The organism is Hymenobacter sp. 5516J-16, assembly GCF_022919335.1.
GTDB classification, from domain to species: domain Bacteria; phylum Bacteroidota; class Bacteroidia; order Cytophagales; family Hymenobacteraceae; genus Hymenobacter; species Hymenobacter sublimis.
In genome coordinates this window covers 1,725,307-1,747,898 of record NZ_CP095058.1, presented here as the reverse complement: position 1 = coordinate 1,747,898, position 22,592 = coordinate 1,725,307, and the positions used below count along the sequence as shown (strand labels likewise).

The 22,592-nt window shown below is 57.3% G+C and carries 18 protein-coding genes and 2 pseudogenes; 12 read left to right on the top strand and 8 right to left on the bottom strand.

What is annotated here, in order from left to right:
• Nucleotides 1-30: 30 nt before the first annotated feature.
• From MUN84_RS23700 to MUN84_RS08635, 4 genes are all read right to left on the bottom strand, one after another.
• Nucleotides 31-261, bottom strand: coding sequence for a tyrosine-type recombinase/integrase (locus tag MUN84_RS23700; protein ID WP_410780079.1), 231 nt, complete (start codon nucleotides 259-261; stop codon nucleotides 31-33).
• The gene (locus MUN84_RS08645) at nucleotides 246-917 is read right to left on the bottom strand and encodes a site-specific integrase (protein WP_317239153.1); all 672 of its coding nucleotides are present in this window, start codon (nucleotides 915-917) and stop codon (nucleotides 246-248) included. The genes MUN84_RS23700 and MUN84_RS08645 overlap by 16 nt, the downstream gene beginning before the upstream one ends.
• Before the next feature lie 153 nt (nucleotides 918-1,070).
• The gene (gene rpsU, locus MUN84_RS08640) at nucleotides 1,071-1,268 is read right to left on the bottom strand and encodes a 30S ribosomal protein S21 (protein WP_188555950.1); all 198 of its coding nucleotides are present in this window, start codon (nucleotides 1,266-1,268) and stop codon (nucleotides 1,071-1,073) included.
• Between the two features lie 153 nt (nucleotides 1,269-1,421).
• Entirely contained in the window at nucleotides 1,422-2,561 is a 1,140-nt protein-coding gene (locus MUN84_RS08635) for an acyl-CoA dehydrogenase (RefSeq protein ID WP_244697525.1), read from the bottom strand.
• A 236-nt stretch (nucleotides 2,562-2,797) separates the two neighbouring features.
• Here MUN84_RS08635 and MUN84_RS08630 point away from each other — a divergent pair, with 236 nt between their 5' ends.
• The 12 genes and pseudogenes from MUN84_RS08630 to MUN84_RS08580 all read left to right on the top strand — a co-directional run bounded on the left by MUN84_RS08630 (nucleotide 2,798) and on the right by MUN84_RS08580 (nucleotide 15,708).
• A complete protein-coding gene (locus tag MUN84_RS08630; protein WP_244697524.1) occupies nucleotides 2,798-3,736 on the top strand; it encodes a polysaccharide biosynthesis/export family protein in 939 nt (312 codons plus the stop codon).
• A gap of 63 nt (nucleotides 3,737-3,799) precedes the next feature.
• On the top strand, nucleotides 3,800-6,229 hold the full coding sequence (locus MUN84_RS08625; RefSeq protein ID WP_244697522.1) for a GumC family protein: 2,430 nt from the start codon (nucleotides 3,800-3,802) through the stop codon (nucleotides 6,227-6,229).
• A 44-nt stretch (nucleotides 6,230-6,273) separates the two neighbouring features.
• The gene (locus MUN84_RS22910) at nucleotides 6,274-6,525 is read left to right on the top strand and encodes a CpsB/CapC family capsule biosynthesis tyrosine phosphatase (RefSeq protein ID WP_262920679.1); all 252 of its coding nucleotides are present in this window, start codon (nucleotides 6,274-6,276) and stop codon (nucleotides 6,523-6,525) included.
• A gap of 2 nt (nucleotides 6,526-6,527) precedes the next feature.
• Nucleotides 6,528-7,040, top strand: coding sequence for a CpsB/CapC family capsule biosynthesis tyrosine phosphatase (locus MUN84_RS08620; protein WP_262920678.1), 513 nt, complete (start codon nucleotides 6,528-6,530; stop codon nucleotides 7,038-7,040).
• A 39-nt stretch (nucleotides 7,041-7,079) separates the two neighbouring features.
• Nucleotides 7,080-8,087 (top strand): NAD-dependent epimerase/dehydratase family protein, encoded by a 1,008-nt coding sequence (locus MUN84_RS08615; protein ID WP_244697521.1) that lies wholly within the window; start codon nucleotides 7,080-7,082, stop codon nucleotides 8,085-8,087.
• A gap of 198 nt (nucleotides 8,088-8,285) precedes the next feature.
• On the top strand, nucleotides 8,286-9,683 hold the full coding sequence (locus tag MUN84_RS08610; RefSeq protein WP_244697520.1) for a tetratricopeptide repeat protein: 1,398 nt from the start codon (nucleotides 8,286-8,288) through the stop codon (nucleotides 9,681-9,683).
• 186 nt (nucleotides 9,684-9,869) lie between these two features.
• A pseudogene (locus tag MUN84_RS08605) lies at nucleotides 9,870-10,702 on the top strand (phosphosulfolactate synthase).
• 257 nt (nucleotides 10,703-10,959) lie between these two features.
• Nucleotides 10,960-12,297, top strand: coding sequence for a PQQ-dependent sugar dehydrogenase (locus MUN84_RS08600; RefSeq protein WP_244697519.1), 1,338 nt, complete (start codon nucleotides 10,960-10,962; stop codon nucleotides 12,295-12,297).
• A 164-nt stretch (nucleotides 12,298-12,461) separates the two neighbouring features.
• Nucleotides 12,462-13,385 carry a TraB/GumN family protein gene (locus MUN84_RS08595; protein ID WP_244697518.1) on the top strand — a complete coding sequence of 308 codons (924 nt, stop codon included), beginning with the start codon at nucleotides 12,462-12,464 and terminating at the stop codon, nucleotides 13,383-13,385.
• Nucleotides 13,386-13,430: 45 nt separating this feature from the next.
• A complete protein-coding gene (locus MUN84_RS08590; RefSeq protein WP_244697517.1) occupies nucleotides 13,431-14,225 on the top strand; it encodes a spermidine synthase in 795 nt (264 codons plus the stop codon).
• The gene (locus MUN84_RS08585; protein WP_244697513.1) at nucleotides 14,213-14,872 is read left to right on the top strand and encodes a DedA family protein; all 660 of its coding nucleotides are present in this window, start codon (nucleotides 14,213-14,215) and stop codon (nucleotides 14,870-14,872) included. The genes MUN84_RS08590 and MUN84_RS08585 overlap by 13 nt, the downstream gene beginning before the upstream one ends.
• 92 nt (nucleotides 14,873-14,964) lie before the next feature.
• On the top strand, nucleotides 14,965-15,708 hold the full coding sequence (locus tag MUN84_RS08580; protein ID WP_244697512.1) for a shikimate dehydrogenase family protein: 744 nt from the start codon (nucleotides 14,965-14,967) through the stop codon (nucleotides 15,706-15,708).
• A gap of 236 nt (nucleotides 15,709-15,944) precedes the next feature.
• On the opposite strand, the gene MUN84_RS08575 is transcribed toward MUN84_RS08580, so the two are convergent.
• From MUN84_RS08575 to MUN84_RS08560, 4 genes and pseudogenes are all read right to left on the bottom strand, one after another.
• Nucleotides 15,945-17,489, bottom strand: coding sequence for an outer membrane beta-barrel family protein (locus MUN84_RS08575; RefSeq protein WP_262920677.1), 1,545 nt, complete (start codon nucleotides 17,487-17,489; stop codon nucleotides 15,945-15,947).
• A 251-nt stretch (nucleotides 17,490-17,740) separates the two neighbouring features.
• Nucleotides 17,741-18,307: pseudogene (locus tag MUN84_RS22905) on the bottom strand (carboxypeptidase-like regulatory domain-containing protein); the annotation flags it as partial.
• A gap of 578 nt (nucleotides 18,308-18,885) precedes the next feature.
• Entirely contained in the window at nucleotides 18,886-21,474 is a 2,589-nt protein-coding gene (locus MUN84_RS08565) for an outer membrane beta-barrel family protein (RefSeq protein WP_244697510.1), read from the bottom strand.
• A 243-nt stretch (nucleotides 21,475-21,717) separates the two neighbouring features.
• On the bottom strand, nucleotides 21,718-22,578 hold the full coding sequence (locus MUN84_RS08560) for an ABC transporter permease (RefSeq protein WP_244697509.1): 861 nt from the start codon (nucleotides 22,576-22,578) through the stop codon (nucleotides 21,718-21,720).
• Between the last annotated feature and the right edge of the window lie 14 nt (nucleotides 22,579-22,592).

Genomic DNA, 22,592 nt, shown 5'->3' with positions numbered 1-22,592 from the left:
CGGGAGTGGGGTTAAGGGTAAAAGGAAAAATCAGGCCTTGGGGTGGGCCTTGTCAAATACGGATTTTAGCTTGTCAATACTCAGGTGGGTGTACACCTGGGTAGCCGCCAGACTAGCGTGCCCGAGCAGCTCCTTAATGGCGTTCAAATCAGCTCCTTTGCCCAGCAGATGGGTAGCAAAGGAATGACGAAGCACGTGCGGATGCTGCTGGCCGGAAGCAGTAGTTATCTGGCTCAGATAGTGCTTCACGGTCCGGTACACAAACTTTTCGTAGAGCGGCTCTCCCTTGTCCGTAACGAGGAGGGCCCCCGGGCGTTGCTCTCCGGGGCAAATTCACGTTGCTTAAATTCTATATAGCGGCTCAACACGAGCAGCAGCGTGGGGTTTAGCGGCACCACGCGCTGCTTATTACCCTTGCCCGTTACCCGCACCGTTCGGCCAGCCAGGTTGAGGTCATCGGCCCCAATACCAATCAGTTCCGAGAGCCGAATGCCAGTGCCGTACAGCAGTTCCAACACCAGTTGGTCGCGCACGCCGGCAAACGTGTCGGGAAACTCAAAAGAGTTGAGCAGCCCATTCAGGGATTCCTCCGGCACGAAATCGGGTAGCTTTTTCGCCACTTTAGGCGAGGTGATGCGCAGCATCGGGTTCTTCTGAATAACTCCCGTACGAAGTAAGTACTTGAAGTAGGAGCGCAGGCAGGCAATTTTGCGGTTCACCGTGCGCGGATCTTGCTGCTTTTGCATCAGCTCCACTACCCAGGAGCGAATCAGCGTGTGGTCGGCCTGGGTAGGGTCGGTCAGTTCGTAAGTGCCGGACAAAAACTCGGCAAACTGCCGTAAATCGGTCTGGTACGAAAGCACCGTGTGTGGGCTGTAACGCCGCTCAAACCGTAAATAGTCAAAAAACAATTCCATATAGCAGGGGCCAGCCGCCAGGGCCGGACAACCAATGTATGGAATTCAAGGGAGAAAAAAACGAAATAGCCCGGACGCGAAAAAACCAGCTGATTCACGCTAAGCGAGTGAATCAGCCGGTTTTTTCGTCCTGACAAGAGCAGGGGCAGACGACTACTCGGCGGCGTCGGGGCCGTAGGTAGCCAGCTTGTAGATGGCCTTCTGCTTCTGCTTGCGGTTGGTGATGGACGGCTTCTGGAAGAAAGTGCGACGACGCAACTCTTTCAGAACGCCGGTGCGCTCAAATTTCTTCTTGAAGCGCTTCAGCGCACGGTCAACCGACTCGTTTTCTTTGATTTGGACGATGATCATATGTTCAGTGACTTAGAAACCCGGATTGAAGGGGCCGCAAAGATAACCACAGATTCAGCAGATTTGAAAATGATTACGCTGATTTTGTAGGAAATAGCCCGCCGAAAGGCTACACAACGCAAAATCAGTCGCAAAACTGCCAACGACAAAACGTTATTTCAGCAGGGCCCGAGCAATTACGAGCTTCTGAATTTCAGAAGTTCCTTCGCCAATGGTGCACAGCTTGGCGTCGCGGTAGTACTTCTCGGCGGGGTAATCTTTGGTGTAGCCGTAGCCCCCGAAAATCTGCACGCCTTCATTGGCTACCCGAACCGAAACTTCCGAAGCATAGAGCTTAGCCATGGCTGATTCCAGGTTCACGTTCAGGCCGCGGTCCTTCATATCAGCGGCGCGGTAGGTGAGCAAGGAAGCCGCCTCGATTTCCGTGGCCATGTCAGCCAGCTTAAAGCTGATGCCCTGGAAATTGCTGATGGGCTGGTTGAACTGCTGGCGCTCTTTAGAGTATTGCAACGCCGCCTCGTAAGCGCCCTGGGCAATACCCAGGCTCAGAGCTGCAATGCTGATGCGGCCGCCATCCAGCACTTTTAAGGCCTGCACAAACCCGTCGCCTACCTGCCCGATTACATTTTCCTTCGGCACACGGCAGTCGGTAAAAATCAGTTCGGTGGTTTCGGAAGCCCGCATACCCAGCTTGTCTTCCTTGCGGCCGGCCTCGAAGCCGGGCGTGCCCCGCTCGATGATAAAAGCCGTCATGCCGCGGGAGTCGCCTACCTCGCCGGTGCGGGCAATAACCACGGCCACGTTGCCAGTTTTACCGTGGGTAATAAAGTTTTTGGCGCCATTCAGGATGTAATCATCTCCATCGGCCACGGCCACGGTACGCATGTTACCCGCGTCCGAACCCGTGTTCGGCTCGGTCAGGCCCCAGGCCCCGATCCACTCGCCGGAAGCCAGCTTGGGTAGGTACTTGTGCTTCTGCTCCTCGGAAGCATGCTGCAGAATGTGGCCGGTGCACAGGGAGTTGTGGGCGGCCATGCTCAGGCCAATGCTGCCGTCAATCTTGGCCAGCTCCGCAATAGCCGTTACGTACTCCACGTATCCGAAGCCGGCACCACCATACTCCTGGGGCACCAGTACGCCCATTAGGCCCAGCTCGCCCAGCTTGTGAAATACTTCCGCCGGGAACTCCTGGGTTTCGTCCCAGCGCATCATGTGGGGCTTGATATGTTGAGCTCCGAAGTCGCGCACCATCTGGGCAATCATCGTCTGGTTTTCAGTAGCGACCAGTTCCATAGTAGTAAGGGTAGGGTGGGAGGTAAGAATGGACAGGCATAACCCATCCGAGCAAAATTTGGGTCCGCGAAAGTAGGATTTTACTGGCGTACAAGCCAGGGCCAGACCAAGGCTAAGGGTAGTGAATTTTGAAAGGGGCACTAATTCGGTTTCTTTGATGGTTTTTTAGGGAAATACTGCCCGCGCAGATTTGTTTCCTAAATTTTTTACCACCGAATCCGGTTGTCCCGGCTTGCATGAACCGACCCACTTGTTACCACCTGTTGCGTCTCTGGATGCTGTGTTTGCCGATAGTACTGCTTACTTTCTCCTGCACTACCTCCCGGGTGCGGCAGCAAAACATCCTGTTTCGTACTGATGGAGCCGGGCGCCTGGATACTGCGCGGCTGCGCGACGTAGTAAACCGGGCCGAACGCAACTACATCATCCAGCCCAACGACTACCTCGAGGTGCGGGTGTACACCAACAAAGGTGAGCGTATCCTCGACCCGAATGGCGAGTTGTTTTTCGGCTCGCCGGCCGGAAACAACACGGGTGGTGGCGGCTTTTCTCGCCAACGGGCTGGTGGTCAGCAAGGTTTGCAGGGGCAACAGCAAGGGCAGCAGCAAAATGGGCAGCAGCAGGGTCTCAATGAGTTTCTGGTTCAACACGATGGTATCGTGAAGCTACCCATGGTCGACTACGTCAAGTTAGCCGGTCTGACCCTGCTCCAGGCTGATAGCCTCTTGCAGATTCGGTATACTGAGTTCTACAAAGATGTTTTCGTAACCACTCGCGTCACCAATAACCGCATCATTGTATTGGGGGCTACCACAGGTGGGGCCCGCGTGATTCAGATGTTCAACGACAACATGAACCTGCTGGAAGTGCTAGCCCAGGCGGGCGGCATTTCGGGTGGCTTTGTAGGGCCTACCAGCGGCAATGGCCAGGCCGGGCGGGCTGATAACATTCGCTTGATTCGGGGTAGTTTGAAAAACCCGCAGGTTCAAATTATCGATTTGACTACCATCGATGGAATGCGGCGCGCCAATTTGCAGGTAGAGCCCAACGACATCGTGTACGTAGAACCCATTCGTCGGCCCTTCTATGAGGCCCTGGCCGATGCCAGTCCACTATTCGCCTTTTTAGGCGGGCTGTCGGGGCTAGCAACGCTCCTCATTGCCATTTCAAAATAAGTACAAGCACGCAGCGTTTCTCTTTGGCATTTCCAAGGAGCTGTTTTCACTACTCATTACTACATGGCGGCGAAAGAAGAGGCTGATCTGGAAGAACTAATTCGGAATGCAGGCGGCGAAGCCGAGGAAGAGGACGAAGGCGGCGGGCTGGACCTGACCACCTTATTAATGGTAGTGCGCAAGAGCCTGCCCTGGATGCTCTTGCTCATTCTGCTGGGCCTGACTGCCTCCTGGTTGTTCCTGCGCTACACGCCGCCCCTGTACTTGTCATCTTCCTCCATCAAAATTGATGAGAAAACGGAAGCCGGCTTGCTAGGACTGGAGGGTATAGGTGCGCAAGCTGAAAAGCAGCAAAGCATTAATAAGCTCTCCGGTGAGGTAGAGCTTATTAAGTCGGATATTATTTATCAGCGGCTAAAAGACTCCCTGGACTTAGCCGTGAACTACTACGTTCAGGGCACCGTCCTGGAGAATGAGTTGTACCGCACCTCTCCGTTCCGGGTCGAGTACGTTGCCACCCCCGAGGCAGTGTATAACGTGAAATTTGGGCTAAAGCTGCTACCGGGCAACCGGGTGCGGCTGCAATATGAGCACAACGGCCAGGAAGGCGGCGGAGAGTACGCTTTTGGACAAATTATTCGCGCGCTGGGCTTTACCCTACAAATATTTCCTACCAATCAATATAACGCGGCTGCTCTGGAGCCCAACTACCACTTTGTCATCAATGACGAAGCTAGTCTGAATGCTTATCTAAGCAAAAATCTGACGGTAGAAATCGGCAATGCCGATGCCAACATCATCGGTATTTCCTTCACGGACCACAACCCGCGCAAAGCTCACGACATTGTCAATAAGATTGATTCGGTTTACCTGGTAGAGAAGCTGGCCCGCAAGCAGGAACAAGCTGCTCGTGCCACGCGCTACATCAATGAGCAACTGGGCGAAAACCGTAAGGATTTGCAGCAGGCAGAGGAGAACATGCAGTCCTTTGTGAAGCGCAACGGCACCTATGACATCAAGGCCGATGTAGCTATGATTACCACGGCTCTCGAAGAGCAGGAGAAAGAGCGAGAAAAGTTACAAGAAGAGTCTGATGTGCTTCTGGAACTAGAGCGTCTGTTGGCCCAGCGACGCTTAACCAACCGGGAGGACGGTGACGTTTTTCAGAGCATACCGGCCTTAGGTGAGCTGAAGGATGAACAACTTTCGCAGCGGATTGTGGAGCTAAGCGACTTGCAATTAGATTTAGAGCGAGCCGAGCTGTCCTATCAGCCCGGCGCTACTACCGCTCTGCAGTTAAAAGAACAGCGGATAGATAACACCAAGAAGATAATTCGGGAGCTGCTGCGGCGTAATCAGCAATTGGTGCGGCAACAGCTGCTGAAAATGGATGCCAAGCGGGCCGAGCTGGAGAGCCGACTACGGGCCCTACCTGAGAAGCAGACGGAGCAAGCCCGGCTTCAGCGTCCCCTCGAATTGTACGAGAAGTACAATTTGAACATGATGGACAAAAAGATTGAGTTTGGCATTTCCATGGCCGGTACTACCGCCGATTTCCAAATTCTGTCACCGGCTACCATGCCTTCGGCGCCTATTTCGCCAGTGAAGCTGATGGTGTACGCCATTGGCCTGGCGGCGGGTATTATTCTAGGCCTGGGTCTGATTGCCGTCCGGTACCTCATGCACAACACCGTGACCAACATTCGGGAATTGGAGCGGGCTACCTCTGCCTCCGTACTAGGTATTATCCCAACGTACGATAAGGAGAAGATGGCCGTATCGAAGCTGGTAGTGGATAAAAATCCGAAATCGGCCATTTCCGAGTCCATACGTTCCATCCGAACCAACCTGGAGTTCATGGCTTCTTCCAAGAAGAAACGCCTGATTTCTATTACGTCGACCATTAGCGGTGAGGGCAAAACCTTCGTGACGGTAAACCTAGCCGGCATTATTGCTGCCTCTGACCAGCGTGTAATCATCCTGGACCTGGATATGCGTAAGCCCAAGGTAAACCTGGCTTTTGATGCAGAAAACGTGAAAGGGGTAAGTACTATCCTGATTGAGAAGCACACGTGGCAGGAATGCGTGCAGCATACCAGCATTCCAACCCTGGATTTTATTTCAGCTGGTCCTACCCCACCCAATCCCTCGGAACTAATTCTAAGCAACCGTTTCGACGAGCTGATTCAAAGCCTGCACGAGTCTTATGACGTGGTGATGATTGATACCCCGCCCGTTGGCTTGGTAACGGATGGTATCCTGATTATGCGCAAGGCTGATGTGCCGATTTACATTGTGCGCGCCAACTACTCTAAGAAGGCTTTCCTGAAGAATATCAATAAGCTGATGCGGGTGAATGGCTTCACTAAGCTCTGCACCATTCTGAACGATGCTCAGGGCAGTGGCGGCTATGGCTACGGGTATGGGTACGGCTACGGGTACGGGTATGGCCAGGGCTACTACGAGGACACAGCCCCAAAGGTGGCCTGCTGAGTCGGTTGCGGAAGCGAAATTCCTAACCCGGCCCAACGTCAGCTATGTCTTTCTTTCAGAAATTATTCGGGCGCCCTACCCCGGACGACAATACGCTACCCGTTACGCTGGCCGTACTGGGCGCCGACATGCACTCCCACCTCCTGCCCGGTCTCGACGACGGAGCCGAAACCCTGGAACAGTCGCTGGTGCTGCTACAGCAGTTGCAGGACCTGGGCTACCGAAAGCTGGTAATGACTCCTCACATTATGGGGGACTTCTACCGGAATACGCCAGCCGGCATCCGGGGGCGCTAGACGTGTTGCGGACTGCTGCTGTTCAGGCAAACATTTCTGGGGTAGAGCTGGAGTGCGCGGCTGAATACTACATGGATGAGAGCCTGGCCCGCAAGCTGGAGGATAACGAAGAGCTGTTGAGCTTTGGGGGCGAGCAGCGCTACGTGCTGTTCGAGACGTCTTACATCAATGAGCCCTTCAACCTCCAGGAGATAATGTTCAAGCTGAAAGCCGCCGGCTACCGGCCCGTTATGGCGCACCCGGAGCGGTATACCTACCTCTATGGCCGGTTCGAAGAGCTGGTTCGGATTCGGGAGGAGGGCGTGCTGATGCAAATGAATCTGAACTCCTTAACCGGTTACTACTCAGCCGGAGCCAAGCGCGTGGCCGAAAAGCTCATCGACGCGGGGCTGGTGGACATGGTAGGCACCGATGCTCATAACCTCAAGCACGTGGACAGCATTCGGAGCAAAGTGCTGCTAAGCGAGTACCTGCCCAAGTTGCTGGCTCTGCCCCTGCTGAATTCTACGCTGTAAACGCCGCTTTTTTCCTTCTTCATAAGTTACCCCCACTTCATGATTTTCGTCACTGGCGGCAGCGGCTTAGTAGGGAGCTTTGTAATCTCGGCGTTGCGGCAGCGCGGACTACCCGTACGGGCGCTTTATCGGCAGCAACCGCCCGCTCTGGAGTCTGCCGAGCAGGTAGAATGGGTAGAGGGCGACATCCGGGATGGGCTGGGGTTGCGGGCGGCTTTGGAAGGCGTTACGCACGTGTTTCACTGCGCAGGGCTGGTGTCCTACGCGCCCCAGGATGAGGACTTGCTGCAGCAGATAAACGTAGAAGGAGCCGCTAACCTCGTGGACGCGTGCCTGGAGCGCCCTGGTATTCGGTTAGGCTTCGTTTCGTCGGTAGCAGCGTTGGGCGGCACCGTGCCGGGGCCGGAGCAGCCGACGGCAGCCGGGCCGCTGGTGCTTGATGAAAATGCCAAGTGGGATTTGGGCGCTGAGCACAACGCTTATGCTACCTCTAAATATCTGGGCGAGCTGGAAGTGTGGCGCGGCGTGTCAGAAGGGTTGCAGGCTGTAATGATTAACCCTTCGGTTATCCTCGGGCCGGCCGACTGGGACCGAAGTAGCACCCGCTTGTTTCGCTACGCCTATAATGAGCACCGATTCTATACGCCGGGCAGCATTAACCTGGTAGATGTGCGGGACGTGGTAGACATCTTGGTGCGCCTCACTCTTGACACGAATTACAGTGGTCAGCGCTACGTCGTAAATGCCGGCGCCCTACCCCTGCGCGAGTTCATGACCCAGGCTGCGGCCTGCTTTAACAAGCGTCCACCCACCGTAGCCGTACCCGACTGGGCCGCCGAAACCATTTGGCGCCTGGAACACGTGCGGTCCTTGCTTACCGGGGCCCGTCCGCTCATTACCAAGGACACGGCCCGCGCCGGCCGCCGGGCCACCGAATACCGCGCCACTAAAATTGAGCAAGCCTTGGCATTTCGCTTCCGGCCCTTGGCGGACACTATTAGTTGGTGCTGTGCCGGACTTGTGCAGAGTAGCGGAGTAAATAGATAACAGCATCAGTAGGGCTGTCAGCCCTTACCCGCTCGCTAATGCTGCTCCTTATTTACTCCATTACTCCTCCAGAACCCATCGGCCTCCGGTGCGGTTATTGTATATTCAGGGCGGGAGGTGCTTTCCGCTGAAAATGCCCTCACTGACCCACGAAGTCTGCCGTTTTGGCGGCGGCGTGTCGATTGTAGCAGAATGAGAATGAACGAGAATTTTGAGGATCGGGAAGAAGTAGAAGCTACCGTGCGCCGTTTTGAGCAGATGGTAGCCCTCAACGAACCCGTGTTTTTTGACTTGGCCGATTTTGAGAACATCATCGACCATTATACCACCACTACTCAGTACGAAAAAGCCCTGCAAGCCTGCGAAGCAGGTATTGCGCAATATCCTTTCAGTACCGAACTCCTGATTGACCGCTCCCAGGTGCTGGCCATGAAGGGCGAGTATGCCGCCGCCAGCAGCCAGATTGAGGACGTAGCCCTGCTCGACCCCGACAACCCCGATGTGGCGGTGACCCGCGGCATTATTGCCACCCAAAAAGGCGAGTTTGCCGAGGCCATTGCCTTTTTCCACCAGGCCGCGGAACGCGCCCAGGACCGCGACGACATCTTCTTCAACTTGGGGCTAGCTTACCAGAGCTGGCAGAAGTTCAAGAGTGCTGCCAAGTACTACAAGCAAAGTCTGCGCCTGAACCCCGACAACGATGTGGCAGTGCAAGAGCTGCTGTATTGCCTGGAAGTGAGCGAGCGGCTGGAGAAAAACCTGGATTTCTTTCGCCGCTTCACTGATGACGACCCCTACTCAGCGGTAGCCTGGTACAACCTGGGCCAGGCCTACTACCGGGCGGGCAAGCTCGATGAAGCCATCAGTGCCTTTGACTATGCCATCCTAATTGACGGCAAGTTCTACGAGGCGCACGGATTTCTAGCCAGCGTGTACGTCACGCAGGAGCGCTACCGCGCCGCCATTAGTGAGTTTGAACTGAGCCACCCCGAGGGGGAGCCCAGCCCGGAAGCTCTGTGCAACATTGGCGAGTGCCACGAGAAGCTGGCCGAATGGGACCTGGCCCGCCGGTTCTACCAGCGTGCCATCGACCTGGACGCCGAGATGGATGAAGCCTGGTTTGGCATCGGCATTGTGATGAACGTGCAGGAAAAGTACTTCGAGGCCATTCATTTCTTCCGCAAGGCCGTGAGCCTTTATGAGGAAAGCGTAGAGTACTGGCTGGCCCTGGCCGCCGCCGAGTACCAGATTGGCAACATCGTATCGTCTATCGAGGCCTATGAGAAGGCCGTGGAAGTAGCCCCCGATAATAAGGATGCGTGGCTGAACTGGAGCATCATCCTGTATGAGCAGGGCAACTTCGATGGGGCCATTGACCTGATGCGCAATGCCGTAGAAATTCAGCCCATGGAGGCTGAGCTGCATTACCGCCTATGCGCCTACCTGCTAGCTGGCGGCCGGTACCGCGAAGCCTACGAGTGCCTGGAAAACGCCTTGGTGCTGGACTTCGACAAGCACCGTTTGCTGTTCGATTACTTCCCGGAGTTGGAGTCGCAGAAGGCCCTGGCCCGTCTGATTGATCAGTATCGGAAATAGGCGTTACTTTCGGTTAAACGGGGGCCTCTGCGGGTACCGGCTATGTAGCCAGTGCTTGCGGGGGCCTCGCCTTTTCTAAGCGGTTACAGAATTCGGGCGTACTTTTGGGCGCGGCACTACTTGGCTTTGGCATGGTTTCGAAGCCTGGCGCTGCTTTCACGTTCATCTGACTCTAGGTCTTACAACATGAATTACACCCTCAACCAACTCCCGAGCGCACCCAAAAACCCCGCGAGCAGGGCTTTACCATGGTCATGGACAAAGGCCTTAGCGTACGCGAAGCGGAGGACTTTCTGGAAGTAGGGGCCGCCTACACCGACATTGTGAAGCTAGGGTGGGCCACGTCCTACGTCAATCCCAACCTGAAGCGCAAGCTAGCAGTGTACAAGGAAGCCGGCATCCCGGTGTACTTCGGCGGAACCTTGTTTGAGGCCTTTATTATCCGGAACCAGTTCGATGATTACCGCCGGCTGCTAGAAAACTTTGGCATGGAGTACGCCGAAGTTTCCGATGGCTCCATTGACCTGAACCACGACAAGAAGCTGGATTTCATCCGCACGCTGGCCCAGGATGTGAACGTGCTGTCGGAGGTAGGCTCCAAAGATGCGGAGAAAATCATTCCGCCCTACAAGTGGATTTCGCAGATGAAAACCGAGCTGGAAGCCGGCGCCGTGAAGGTTATCGGGGAAGCGCGGGAGGCCGGCAACGTGGGCCTGTTCCGCAGCACTGGCGAGGTACGCTCCGGTCTGGTGGAGGAAATCCTGACCCAGATTCCCTTTGAGAAAATCATCTGGGAAGCTCCGCAAAAAGCCCAGCAGGTGTGGTTTATCAAGCTACTCGGCGCCAACGTAAACCTGGGCAACATCGCCCCCAACGAAATCATCAGCCTGGAAACCATCCGCCTAGGCCTACGCGGCGACACCTTCACCGACTTCCTGGACATGGACAACGTGGACGAAATGTTCAAGCCCGAGCCCAAGGTAGCCGGCAAGCCCGGCACCTCTATGCCCCGCGGCTAGGCCCTGAAGAATCCGCTTAAAAAAGGCTGCGCCATATGTGGGCGCAGCCTTTTTTGTTTTTACAGCCCGTGTTTCCAATCCGAAACCTTTCTGCCAACCAAGCTAGTAGCAGCGCCGTGCTGCCCCACGCTACCCAGTAGCAAGCTGTTTGGGATGTACGGCGCCACAGAAGCCAACCTCATCCACGGCAATTCAGTAAGAGAAAAGCCCGGCTGCGTGAGGCTGGGCTTTTGCTTTCTACTGATCTAGCCATTACCATGAATAAACATTTTTCCGGCTCCGCCCTGAGCTTGCTGACGCTGTTGGGCGCCTGCAGCGGACCTTCCAAACAAGAAAAAGCGGAAGCCGCCGCTACTACCCCCGCCGACACCGTAGCTACGGCCGCTACGGCCGTTAATCTGCCTCAGCCCTACGCCAGTAAGTCTACCACCAAGCGTAGCAAAGTTATCGGCTGGCCCCAGGGCAAAATGCCCACCGCGCCGGCTGGCTTCGTGGTAACCAAATACGCAGATGGCTTCGAGAGTCCGCGCAATACCTACGTGCTGCCCAACGGCGACGTGCTGGTAGCGGAGTCGAATACCATTCCGCAAGACCCGAAAAAGAAGGTGGTGGCTGCCCTGGACCTGGACCCTTCCCGGTCCTTGCGGGCCACCAGCGCCAACCGCATTACCCTGCTGCGCGACGCTAACAAGGACGGGAAGCCCGAAACCCGGGAAACGTTTTTGGCAGGTCTGAGCCAACCTTTCGGTATGCTGGTGCTCGACAACTACTTCTACGTGGCGAATACCAACGGGGTGTGGCGCTACCCCTACCAAACCGGTCAAACCAAAATTACCGGCCAGGGCCAGAAAATTATGAACCTACCGGCCGGGGGCTACAACAACCACTGGACGCGCAACTTGCTGGCGGGCCCCGGTGGCGAGAAAATCTACGTGTCGGTGGGCTCCGCGTCCAACGTGGCGGAACATGGCATCAAGGAAGAAGAGCGTCGGGCCAACATTCTGGAAATTAACCCTGACGGTAGCGGTGAGAAAGTGTACGCCGCGGGCCTGCGCAACCCCGTGGGCATGGATTGGGCCCCGGGCACTCAAACGCTCTGGTCGGCCGTGAATGAGCGGGACGAATTGGGCGACGAACTGGTGCCCGACTACCTAACCAGCGTGAAGCCGGGTGCCTTTTACGGGTGGCCCTACGCTTACTTCGGCCAGCACGAAGACCCCCGCCGCAAAGGAGAACGGCCCGATTTAGTGCAGAAAACTGTAGTGCCCGAAGTGCCCCTGGGCCCGCACACAGCTTCCCTGGGGCTGGCCTTTTATAAGGGCAATGCCTTTCCGGCCCAATACCGCAGCGGGGCCTTTATTGGGCAGCACGGCTCCTGGAACCGCTCGGAGTTTTCGGGGTATAAAGTGGTATTCGTACCGTTTGCTAACGGCAAACCCAGCGGCCCCATGCAAGATTTCCTGACTGGCTTCGTAGCCAATGCTGAGGAGAAGGAAGTGTATGGCCGCCCGGTGGGCGTAACGGTGCTGCCGGATGGGGCCTTGCTAGTAGCCGACGATGCGGCCGACACGCTCTGGCGCGTGGCCGCCCAGTAAGTTGCTCCTGAACATGATATCAAGCCCGCGTTTCCTTCTGGAAGCGCGGGCTTTGCATTGGTGGTCAGTAGAAATGGCCCTTTCGATAAAAAGATGCGTGCAAGCGTAACGCTCCGCCGCTGTAGCCGAATAACAGCAGATGTACTTCCTGTTTCGCGCTGATTATGCACTGGCTTTATAAAATTGCTTTACTCAGCACGTTGTGGCTGACTTTCCTTGGTGAAGGGCAAGCCCAGCCGGCCAGTAGCCCGCGCCGCGCCGTTGCCAAAGTCGCGGCCCCGCCCGCTACGCCTGCCAATGCGCTGCTGTGGAAAGTTTCGGGCAAAGGCCTCGCCAAACCCTCCTACCTCTACGGCACCATTCATCTGATTTGTCCCCAGGACTTGCGCATAAGTGAGCCGGTCAAACGGGCCTTCGCCAGCACCCGGCAACTCATACTGGAGCTGGACATGGATAGCCCTACGCTGCTTGAGGACATGAAAGCCGGCATGAAGATGAACGACGGCCAAACCCTGCACAAGCTGCTGTCGGCCGCCGATTACGCCCGCGTTAGTAGCTACCTCAAAGACAAGGCCGGCATTCCTATTGCCCAGGTCAGCATGCTCAAGCCCTTTATTGTCAGCTCCCTGCTTTACTCCAACCTGCTGGGTTGTGCCCCGGCTAGTTACGAAACCAGTTTCGTGAAGCTGGCCCAGGAGCAGCACAAGGAAATACAAGGGCTGGAAACGGTGCAGGAGCAGCTAGGCTTTTTCGACAAGATACCCTACACCGTACAAAGCCAGCTCCTGGCCGATCTGGTTACTCGCGAAGCGGAGGCCCAGCAGGAGTTTCAGCAGTTGGTTACGCTCTATAAGGCCCAGAAAATAGAGGAGCTGCGGGCCGTAACTAGCGCCAGTGCCTTTTCCTTCCCTGGCTACGCTGAAATGCTGCTCGACAACCGGAACCAGCGCTGGCTAGCTACCATTGCCCAGCAGGCTGCCGGCCAGCCCACATTCTTTGCCGTGGGAGCGGCCCACCTAGGCGGCCCCAAAGGACTCTTGGCCCTGCTGCGCCAGCAGGGTTACCAAGTCCAACCCGTAACCCGCTGAGGCTGCCCCTGCCGGCGGGCTGCTAAGCGTTGCTTCCCAGAAAGCGTGCTGCCAGGCTTACCCAAGGGCCGTATGTTTGCCCAGATGAACAAGCTCCTGACTACGTTACGCTACTGGGTAAGCTACGCCCTACCTCTTTCCCGCCGAATAAACTCGCGGTACAGCGGGCCGTTGACGGTAGAGTTGCACCGTGGCCGCAAGGTGCTGAACGCCCAACACGCTAATTACAGCTACGGCCCACTTCAGCAAATTTTGCGCTACGGGCTGTTTATCATAGCTCCCGACCCCACGGTGCCAGTGCTGGTGCTGGGCATGGGCGGCGGCTCCGTCATCGACACGTTGCGGCGGGAACGGAAACACACCGGCCCCATCACGGCCCTGGAGCTGGACCCAGCCATTGTGGAACTAGCCGCCACCGAGTTCGACATTCGCCCTGACGCCCAGCTGCACATTGTCTGCGCCGATGCATTTGCGTGGCTGCCTACTGCCCCCGCGGCCGCGTACGGCTTGGTCATTATTGATCTATTCATTGATCTAACCTTGCCCCACCAACTCAGCGAGGCTGGTTTCTGGCAGCAGTTGCGGCGGGTGCTGCAACCCGGCGGCGCCGTGCTGCTCAACACCCTAGTGCAGGCTCCGCTTTTGATTGCCGGGCAGCCGGCTCCCGCGTACCTAACCCAGCAGGGTTTCGAGGTGAAAGACCTGGAAGTGGAGTATAACCGTCTGCTGATCCTGCGGGGTAGGGGCCGCATCCGGCTAAAAGCCTGGCCCATCACTAGAAGTTGCAACGCAGAAACCCCTTTCTTTGCAGGCTCAACCCCCGCTCTATGGAAATTCTGAAGCATCTGCTCGACTTTATTCTGCACCTTGACAAGCACCTGGCCGAGATAATTCAGGATTACGGGGCCTGGACTTACGCTATTCTTTTCCTCATCATCTTCGTGGAAACCGGGGTAGTGGTGCTGCCCTTCCTGCCCGGCGACTCCCTGCTGTTCGCGGCCGGCTCGTTGGCAGCTCTGCCCGGCTCCCCGCTCAACGTGTGGGCCATGATGGGCCTGCTGATTCTGGCCGCCGTGCTGGGCGACACGCTCAACTACCACATCGGCGACTACCTCGGGCCGCGGGTGTTTCGGGAAAATTCCCGGTTTCTGAAGCGGGCCCACCTTGAGAAGACTCAGGCTTTCTACCAGAAGCACGGGGCCAAAACCATTATTCTGGCCCGCTTTATTCCTATCATTCGCACGTTTGCGCCGTTCGTGGCCGGGGTAGGCACCATGAGCTACACCAAGTTTCTGTCGTACAACCTGGTAGGGGCCGTGCTGTGGGTGGTGTTGCTCACGGGCGCCGGCTACTTTTTCGGGCAGATTCCGATTGTGCAGAAAAACTTCTCCCTGGTGGTGTTGGCCATCATTGTGCTGTCGGTGCTACCGGCTGTGTTTGAGTTCGTAAAAGCACGCCGCCCCAGTGGCAGCCGTCCGGTAGCGTAGGCAGATGTAGTAATTAACTGATAAAAACCGTTCGGCCTGAGTTGGGCTGAACGGTTTTTTGTTGTTGTTTACAACGCAATTACCCGTGTTTTATGCCTGAATTCGGACTTTTGGGTCGCTCCTTGCGCCACTCCTTCTCTCAGACCTACTTTTCCCAGAAATTTCACAATCTGGAGTTGGCTGATCATCACTACGAGCTGTTCGAGCTAGCTACGATGGATGAGCTGCCAGGCCTGCTGCACCAGCACCCCAACCTGCGCGGCCTCAACGTTACAATTCCGTACAAAGAGCAAGTATGGCCCTTCCTCAACGAGGTAGCGCCTTCTGCTGCGCGCGTGGGGGCCGTGAATGTCATTGAGTTCCGGGAGGATGGGCAGCTGATTGGGCACAACACCGACTATGTGGGCTTTCGGGAGTCGTTACGAGGCTTTTTGCCCAAGGCCAAATTGCCGGAGATGCGCGCCCTCATTCTGGGTAGCGGTGGTGCCTCCAAAGCCGTGGAAGTTGCCCTCCGGGAGCTAAACATCGGTTATTGGGTTGTGTCGCGCAATGCGCTAGGCGCGGGCCTTACCTACGAGGAACTGACGCCGCGCCTGCTGCAGGATCATCCGCTGATTGTTAACACGACCCCCTTGGGTACCACGCCCAACATAGAAGATTGCCCGCCCATTCCTTACCCCTACCTCACATCTCAGCACTACCTCTACGACCTTATTTATAACCCCACCGAAACTGAATTCATGAAGCGCGGCGCTGCCGCCGGCGCCCAAACCAAAAACGGCTTCGAAATGCTCTGCCTCCAAGCCGAAGCCGCCTGGCAAATCTGGAATCGGTGAAACGGTGAGATGGTGAAATGGTGAGTTGGCTGTTCTGTCATGGCGAGCGAAGCGCGGCTATTTTTTCCTTCACGAAGTACTACCTCTTCTAATGTGACAAGCCCTTGACGTCCGTGCTGGCGCCTAGGGCTTGTCTCGTTTCCAAGCTGGCCACAGAAGAGAGGACGGATGGCCGCGCTCCGCTCGCCATGACAAAACAGCCAACTCACTCATTCACCATCTCCCCGTTTCACCACTTACCCACCAGTGTTGCTACTGCCTTGCTTGGAGTCGTCGTTGCGGATAGTGCGGCGCTGGCGCTGGCCGCTGCCATCTACCTTACCGAAGCGGTAGTTGAAGGCCAAGCGCACGGAGCGCTGGTACTGGTAGAAGCTGCCGACGCTGCGGAACTGGTCGGTGATGGTGGTGTTGCGGAACTCGCGGCCGGGCGAAAGAAAGTTGTTGGCACTGAGCGTGAGGTCGGCCTTCTCCTTGAACAGCATACGCTTGAGACCCAGGCCGTAGTACACGCCGCCGGAGTAGCGCGTTTGGAGCTGTACGCCGCCCGTCCAGAAGCCGCCGTAGCCTTGCAGGGTGTAGTGGGTTTTGAATTTCAGCGACGAATTCAAGTTCATGTACATGGAAGCCAGGCTGCTGGTGCGGTTCAGGACCTTACTGCGCAAGCGGGTGTAGTCGCCGCTAATGTTGCTGCTCAGGTTCCAGTCTTTAGTAGGCTTAAGCGAGCCGTAGAGGTTCAGGCCGTAGGAGGAGTTGGTGGCCAGGTTGCCGTAGGTGGTTTCGGAGCGGGCCAGCGCCTCGTTGTAGCGGTAGAACTGCTCAATGGAGTTGCCCGTGCGCCGCGCAAACGCCGAAATGTTTAGGGAGGTTTTCTCGGCGAAGGTGCCGTAGCTTAGCTCGTAGCTATCCGTCACCTCGGGCCGGAGCGTGGGGTTGCCGTAGCGGATGCTGTTGGGCGTTACCTGATCGACGTAGGGATTGAGGTAGTAGATGTGCGGGCGCTGAATGCGGCGCGAGAAGCTGAAGCGCAAGGTCTGGCCTTCTTTCTTGAGCGTGCGGGTGGCGCTCAGGTTGGGCAGCACGTTCAGGTAGTCGTTCGAGAAACGGCCGTTTTCGCCCTGAAACTCGCCCTGAATGTCGGTGCGCTCCAGGCGGGTGCCCAGGCTGAACGTGTATTTTTTGCCCGCGGCGAAGTTGTAAGTACCGTAAGCCGCCAGCACGTTCTGGCTGTAATCAAAGGCATTGGAGCGGCGCGGACTCCGGGCAAAATCCGCCTGCCGGTTTAGCTGCAAGGTGTCCAGGGTATAGTCGCTGCTCACTTGGCGACGGATGAGCTTGGCCCCGGTTTCCAGGGTGTTTTTCTCGCCGAACGGGTGCGTGTAATCAGATTGAAGAGTGGTTTCCAGGTTCCTGGCCAGGTTGGCGCTTCGTTCCCGGTACTCCAGTAGCCCTTGTTTCACATCCGCCGATTTATACTGATCGAGGCGGTAGCTTTCGTCGGAATGGCTGCGGGTGTGCTGGGCCAGCACAGCCCACTCCCGGCGCGGCTGCTTTTCCCCGAAAGTGCGCGTATAGCCGGCGTTCAGGTCGTAGTTGCGGCTTTCCCCGTCGCGGTTGATGTCGCGGGAGTATAGCGTATCGCGCCTAGACTGGCCGGCATACTGGCTGAACAACTCCTGGGGCGAGTTGCTGCGGTAGAGGTTGCCATTGCCGCTGAGCGTGAAGCTGTGCAGAGGCGACGGGTCGTAGGTAAGCTCCAACTGTCCGTAGCCGCCGTTGCCCACGTTGCGGGAGGTAGTGCGCTCCGTAAGCTGACCAGTGGTTTCATTGGGTAGAAAATCGGTGCGCAGGTTGCTGCTTTTATAGGGTACACATTGTGGAAGCTGCTGAGCTTGGTGTTCACCCCAAACTTGCCGCGCTTCACGTTCAGGCTGCCGTTAAGACCTTGGTTTCGGTTGCCGGTATTGGCGCCCACGCTGCCGTTCACACCCTGCAAGCTGCTCTTCTTCAATACAATATTGATGACCCCACCCGAGCCTTCCGCGTCGTACTTGGCCGAGGGCGAAGTAACCACCTCAATGGCCTTGATCTGGTCGGCGGGAATCTGCTTGAGTGCCTCGGCCAGGTTACCGGACAGCAACGACGAAGGCTTGTTGTTGATGAGAATGCGCACGTTGCTGGTGCCGCGCAGCTGCACATTGCCTTCCCCATCCAGGTTCACCATGGGCGTTTTGCGCAGAATGTCGGCGGCCGTGCCCCCGGCGTTGGTGGCGTCCTGGTCGGCGTTGTACACCAGCCGGTCGGGCTTGGTTTCGATGACGGGCCGCTCCCCCGTGACGGTTACGCCTGCCAGGTTCTGGGCAGAAGCCGTGAGTGTGAGCGTCCCCAGGTTCAGCGGCTCGGCCGTAAGCGCCACGTCCTTCAGCTGACTCGAGTAGCCCACAAAGCTGATTTGCAGCCGAAAAGCGCCGGTTGGCAAATCCTTCAACTCAAACCGACCTTCTGCGTCGCAGGTGCCGCCCGTGAGTGGGGTAGTGCCCGTGGCGGGCAGTAGAGCTACGGTGGCATACTCCACGGGCTTCTGGGTGGCGGCATCTACTATGCGGCCCGTGATGCGCGCGGGACCTTTGGCCGCTGTGGTGGGGTAGCAGGTGAGGAGGTAGTTTGCGCCTGAACCGTAGGCGCGGCCAAGGCGGCCAGCAACAGCAGCGTAGCAGTATGCTTCATTGGGATAGTGGGAAAAGGATAACGCGCGTAATATTCTGAGGTCCGGTGCGTGCTGATACAGGAGTCCGCTCCGGTGTAATTGGTGGCAGAACGCTTCAAACCTAGACAGTATTTTCTTCTCCTAGCTAAAAATTAACCAGCAACTATATTCTAGTTTGTATAAACCTGTTTTCAAAACTGGTGAAGTGGTGATTCAGTGAGTTAGTGATTGAGTAACGGAGTGAGTAGCTGAGTAAACCGTGGTGTCATGGCGAGCAGAGCGACGCCATCCGTCCTCTCTTCTGTGACAAGCCTAGAAAAGTAACAAGCCCTTACCTCCGTGCGGGAAGTAAGGGCTTGTCTCGTTTCAGAGGGTAGCACGTTGGTCAGGAAGGATGGCGTCGTCGTGCCTCCTCGCCAGGACAACACTTCACTCAATCACCAAATCACTGAATCACTGAATCACCATCTCACTTATTGCTGACCTTGGCCGTTGCCTTCGCCTTGCTTGGTGTCGTCGTTTTGGATGCTGCGGCGGCGCTTCTGGGGCTGGGTGGTGGTTTTGCCAAAGCGGTAGTTGAAGGCCAGGCGCACCCCGCGCAGGTAGATGTAGTTGTTGCTCACCTGCCGGAACTGGTCGGTGTCGAGGGTGGAGCTGAGGTTGCGGGTGGCTTGCAGGAAGTTATCGGCATTTAAAGTTAGGTCGGCCTTTTCCTTGAGCATGGTTTTGCGCAAGCCCAGGGAGTAGAACGTCCAGGCACGCTGGCTGCCCTGCAGCTGGATGCGCGGCGAGTTCAGGCCACCGAAGAACTGCACGCTCAGGCCCTTCTCGAACTTGTAGCTGGAGTTCAGGTTCAGGTTGTACATCACCCCGCTGTTGGAGTAGGCCGAAGTGGTAATGCTGCCTTCCTCAAACGTCAGGGCTGGGCTTTCCAGCGACACGTAGTACACGTTTACGTTGCCGCTCACGTCCCACTTCGGCACGGGCTTCACCGAGGTAAACAGGCTCACCCCGAAGGTAGCGTTGCGGCCGATGTTGCGGAAGGTTTGGTTATTCACACCATTGCGGTCAATGAAGCGCACCGATTCAATAGCGTTGCCGGTGCGGCGGGCGTAGGCCGACATGTTCAGCACCGAGCCCTTAACAAAGGTGGTGTAGTTCAGCTCGTAGCTGTCCGTCAGTTCAGGACGCAATTCTGGCTCGCCGTAGCTGATGTTCAAACTGTCGGAGGCATTGACGAAGGGGTTCAGGAAGAAGATTTGGGGGCGCTGGATTCGGCGGGAGTAGGCTAGGCGCAACGTCTGGCCGGGCTTCTTGGGGTTGTTCGGCTGGAAGCTCATGCTCAGGTTGGGCAGCAGGTTGGTGTAGTTCTGCGACACGCTGGAGTTGTCTTGCTCCTGCTGCTGGAAACTGCCCGAAATGCGCGTATTCTCTACCCGCGCCCCCAGCTTAAAGCTAACTTTCTTCGAAGCCGAAAAGCCGTACGTTCCGTAACCCGACAGCACATCTTGGTTATAATCGAACAGGTTGGAGCGGCTGGCATCATACACCGGGTCGATGTTGGAGGATCCAAAGGGGCTGGTGAATACGTCGTAGTCGCTGCTCACGCGGCGCAGGATGGCCTTGGCGCCGGTTTCGAGCAGGGCGGTTTCCGAGAACGGGTGGGCGTAGTCGGTTTGCAGGGTAGTTTCGAGGTTGCGGGCCAGGTTGTCGCTTTCCTCCCGGTACGTCTTGGCCTGGTTTTCCTCCGAGCGGCCCGCGAACTGGTCGAGGTAGTAGGCCTGCACGTTGCGGTTGCGGGTGTGCTGGGCCAGTACGCTCCATTCCCGGCGCTTCTGCTCAAAAGTGCGGGTGTAGGCCCCGCTCAAGTCGTAGCTCTGGGTGCGGAAGCGCCGGTCAGTGTCGCGGGTAAATGAGGTGGCAGCGGGCAGCAGCACGTTGTTGAACTGGTCATAGTTGCCGCTGTTGCGGAACATGCTACCCTGCAAACCCAGCGTGAGATTGTGGTACTGGGCCGGGTCATAATCGAGCCCGAAACGGCCGAAGCCACCGCCGCCTAGCGTGTTGCCGTCGCCTTCCTGCCGCAACGATTCTCTTTCGCCACCCGGGGTTTTCAGGTAGCGCACCAAATCGTTGCGGTTGGGACTGTAAAAGCCAAAGCCGCTGACGGAGCTGCTCAGGCCTACCTTGCCTTTGCGGTAGTTGAGCGTGCCGTTGCCGTTGGAGCTGCGCGTGCCCGCTGCCAGCCCCACAGAGCCGTTTACGCCTTCCAGGCTATTTTTCTTGAGGATGATGTTGATAATGCCGCCCGTGCCTTCGGCGTCGTACTTGGCCGAAGGCGTCGTAATAACTTCTACGCTCTTGATCTGGTCGGCCGGAATCTGCTTCATGGCATCGGCTACTGAGGAGGCCACAATGCCCGAGGGTTTGTTGTTGATGAGCACGCGCACGTTGCTGGTGCCGCGCAGCTCCACGTTGCCATCGGGGTCCACGTTCACCAGGGGCACTTTGCGCAGTACGTCGGCGGCCGTACCGCCCGAGTTGGTCAGGTCCTTTTCGGCGTTATACACAATCCGGTCGGGCTTGGTCTCAATGACGTCCCGCTCCCCCGTGACCGTTACGCCCGCCAGGTTTTGGGCTGAGGAAGCCAGCTGCACGGTTCCTACCGTCGTCAGGCCCGAGTTAACCGTTACGTTGCGCGTTTGGGTAGCGTAGCCCACGAAGCTGATTTGCAGTCGGAACTCCCCGGCCGCCAGCCCCCGCAGAGCAAAGCGGCCCCGCTCGTCGCACACGCCGCCATCAACGGGCGTGTTGCCGCTCAAGGGCAGCAGCGTAACGGTGGCAAACTCCACTGGCTTTTTGGTGGTAGCATCCAGCACCGTGCCTTCCAGGCGGCCCGTTCCTTTGGGGGCCGAGGGCAAGATAGGCTTGGCAGCAGCACCCGCCGGGGCTCCGGCCGGCCGCTGACCCGCGGCCGGAGCCCCGGCGGGTGGGCCTGTTTGGGCGAAGACGGGAGCCGTAAGCAGGCTGGTAAGCAGCAGGGGAAGGGTAGCGTTTTTCATGAGATATAGCAGAAGATAGTTGCAAGGAGGGCGGCCACCGGGAAAAACCAAAACGACCGGAGCTGAAGTGTAGAAAACAGGGGATGAAATGTAACCGGCAGCGTATCAGGCAGAAGCAACTGAAACTGAAATTCAGCGGTAAGGACTGCAAAACTCCGATGGCGTTGCCGGAGCCGACTGTTTATTCAACCAACCCTATGTTTTCGTCCGGCAACGCCCACGGGCTGGCACTAAGCGGAGTGCTTAGTTGGTCACGTTGCGGCGGTAGAGCAGCACGTAGCCGGCCACCAGCACCCCGCCAAACCAAGCCAGGGCGTACCATTCGTGCTGGGCTACTTCGTGGGCTGCTTCCAGCACCCCCGCCTTGGAAACGCGCAAAGACATGGCCGTCAAGAAAGGCGCCGCGTACGGAATCTTGCTGACGTGTTCCCATTGCAGCAAGGCAAACGTGGCCACTACCGCCCCCATACCTACCCCCACCGGCACCACGAAAGAGCGCCAGAACAGGCTCACGACGTACTGCACCGCCAGTAGCCCCAGCGTGGCCAGGTAGGTGCGCAGCAGCATCCAGCCCACCGTCTCGAAGGGAATAACATGCGTCTGGAAGCCTTGCCCGGGTTCTAGCAACCCCAGTAGCGTGCCGGCGCTTAGCAGCAAGCCCACAAAGAGCAGCAGCGCGGCGGCATTCAGGGCCAGCACCAGCAGCAGCTTGGAGCCAAACACGGCCCCGCGCCCTACGGGCTGGGCGTATAGGTGCTTCCAGGCGGTAGCCTTGGTTTCAATAGCTACTACCAGGCTAGTTAGCAGCACCACGAACAAGGGCAGCAGCAGGGTGCCCGCCGTTTGCCAGGCCATGCTGATAAAGCGGGGCCATGGGTCGCCGCCCGCCTTCATAATCAGGTGGCCCTTAAAAAAGAAGATGCAGAAGGTGAGCAGCACTGGCAGGGCTCCGCTGAACAAAGTCAGGCGCAGGGCTGCCGTGCGCCGCAGCTTGAGCACATCGGTGGCTAGGGTGCGCCTCAGCTGCGTAAAGGGAGCTGGGGCTGTTGGCAGCGCGGCGAAATCGGGTAGGGTAGGCAGGGCAGTGGGTAGGGTAGCGTCCATCGTCAGGCGGAATA

Bases quoted from the DNA above. Each gene is read 5' to 3' on its own strand.
- MUN84_RS08560 (WP_244697509.1), bottom strand. From the start codon at position 22,578: ATGGACGCTACCCTACCCACTGCCCTGCCTACCCTACCCGATTTCGCC.
- MUN84_RS08610 (WP_244697520.1), top strand. From the start codon at position 8,286: ATGAACGAGAATTTTGAGGATCGGGAAGAAGTAGAAGCTACCGTGCGC.
- MUN84_RS08615 (WP_244697521.1), top strand. From the start codon at position 7,080: ATGATTTTCGTCACTGGCGGCAGCGGCTTAGTAGGGAGCTTTGTAATC.
- MUN84_RS22910 (WP_262920679.1), top strand. From the start codon at position 6,274: ATGTCTTTCTTTCAGAAATTATTCGGGCGCCCTACCCCGGACGACAAT.
- MUN84_RS08585 (WP_244697513.1), top strand. From the start codon at position 14,213: ATGGAAATTCTGAAGCATCTGCTCGACTTTATTCTGCACCTTGACAAG.
- MUN84_RS08625 (WP_244697522.1), top strand. From the start codon at position 3,800: ATGGCGGCGAAAGAAGAGGCTGATCTGGAAGAACTAATTCGGAATGCA.
- MUN84_RS08580 (WP_244697512.1), top strand. From the start codon at position 14,965: ATGCCTGAATTCGGACTTTTGGGTCGCTCCTTGCGCCACTCCTTCTCT.
- MUN84_RS08565 (WP_244697510.1), bottom strand. From the start codon at position 21,474: ATGAAAAACGCTACCCTTCCCCTGCTGCTTACCAGCCTGCTTACGGCT.
- MUN84_RS08595 (WP_244697518.1), top strand. From the start codon at position 12,462: ATGCACTGGCTTTATAAAATTGCTTTACTCAGCACGTTGTGGCTGACT.
- MUN84_RS08645 (WP_317239153.1), bottom strand. From the start codon at position 917: ATGGAATTGTTTTTTGACTATTTACGGTTTGAGCGGCGTTACAGCCCA.
- MUN84_RS08635 (WP_244697525.1), bottom strand. From the start codon at position 2,561: ATGGAACTGGTCGCTACTGAAAACCAGACGATGATTGCCCAGATGGTG.
- rpsU (WP_188555950.1), bottom strand. From the start codon at position 1,268: ATGATCATCGTCCAAATCAAAGAAAACGAGTCGGTTGACCGTGCGCTG.
- MUN84_RS08630 (WP_244697524.1), top strand. From the start codon at position 2,798: ATGAACCGACCCACTTGTTACCACCTGTTGCGTCTCTGGATGCTGTGT.
- MUN84_RS08600 (WP_244697519.1), top strand. From the start codon at position 10,960: ATGAATAAACATTTTTCCGGCTCCGCCCTGAGCTTGCTGACGCTGTTG.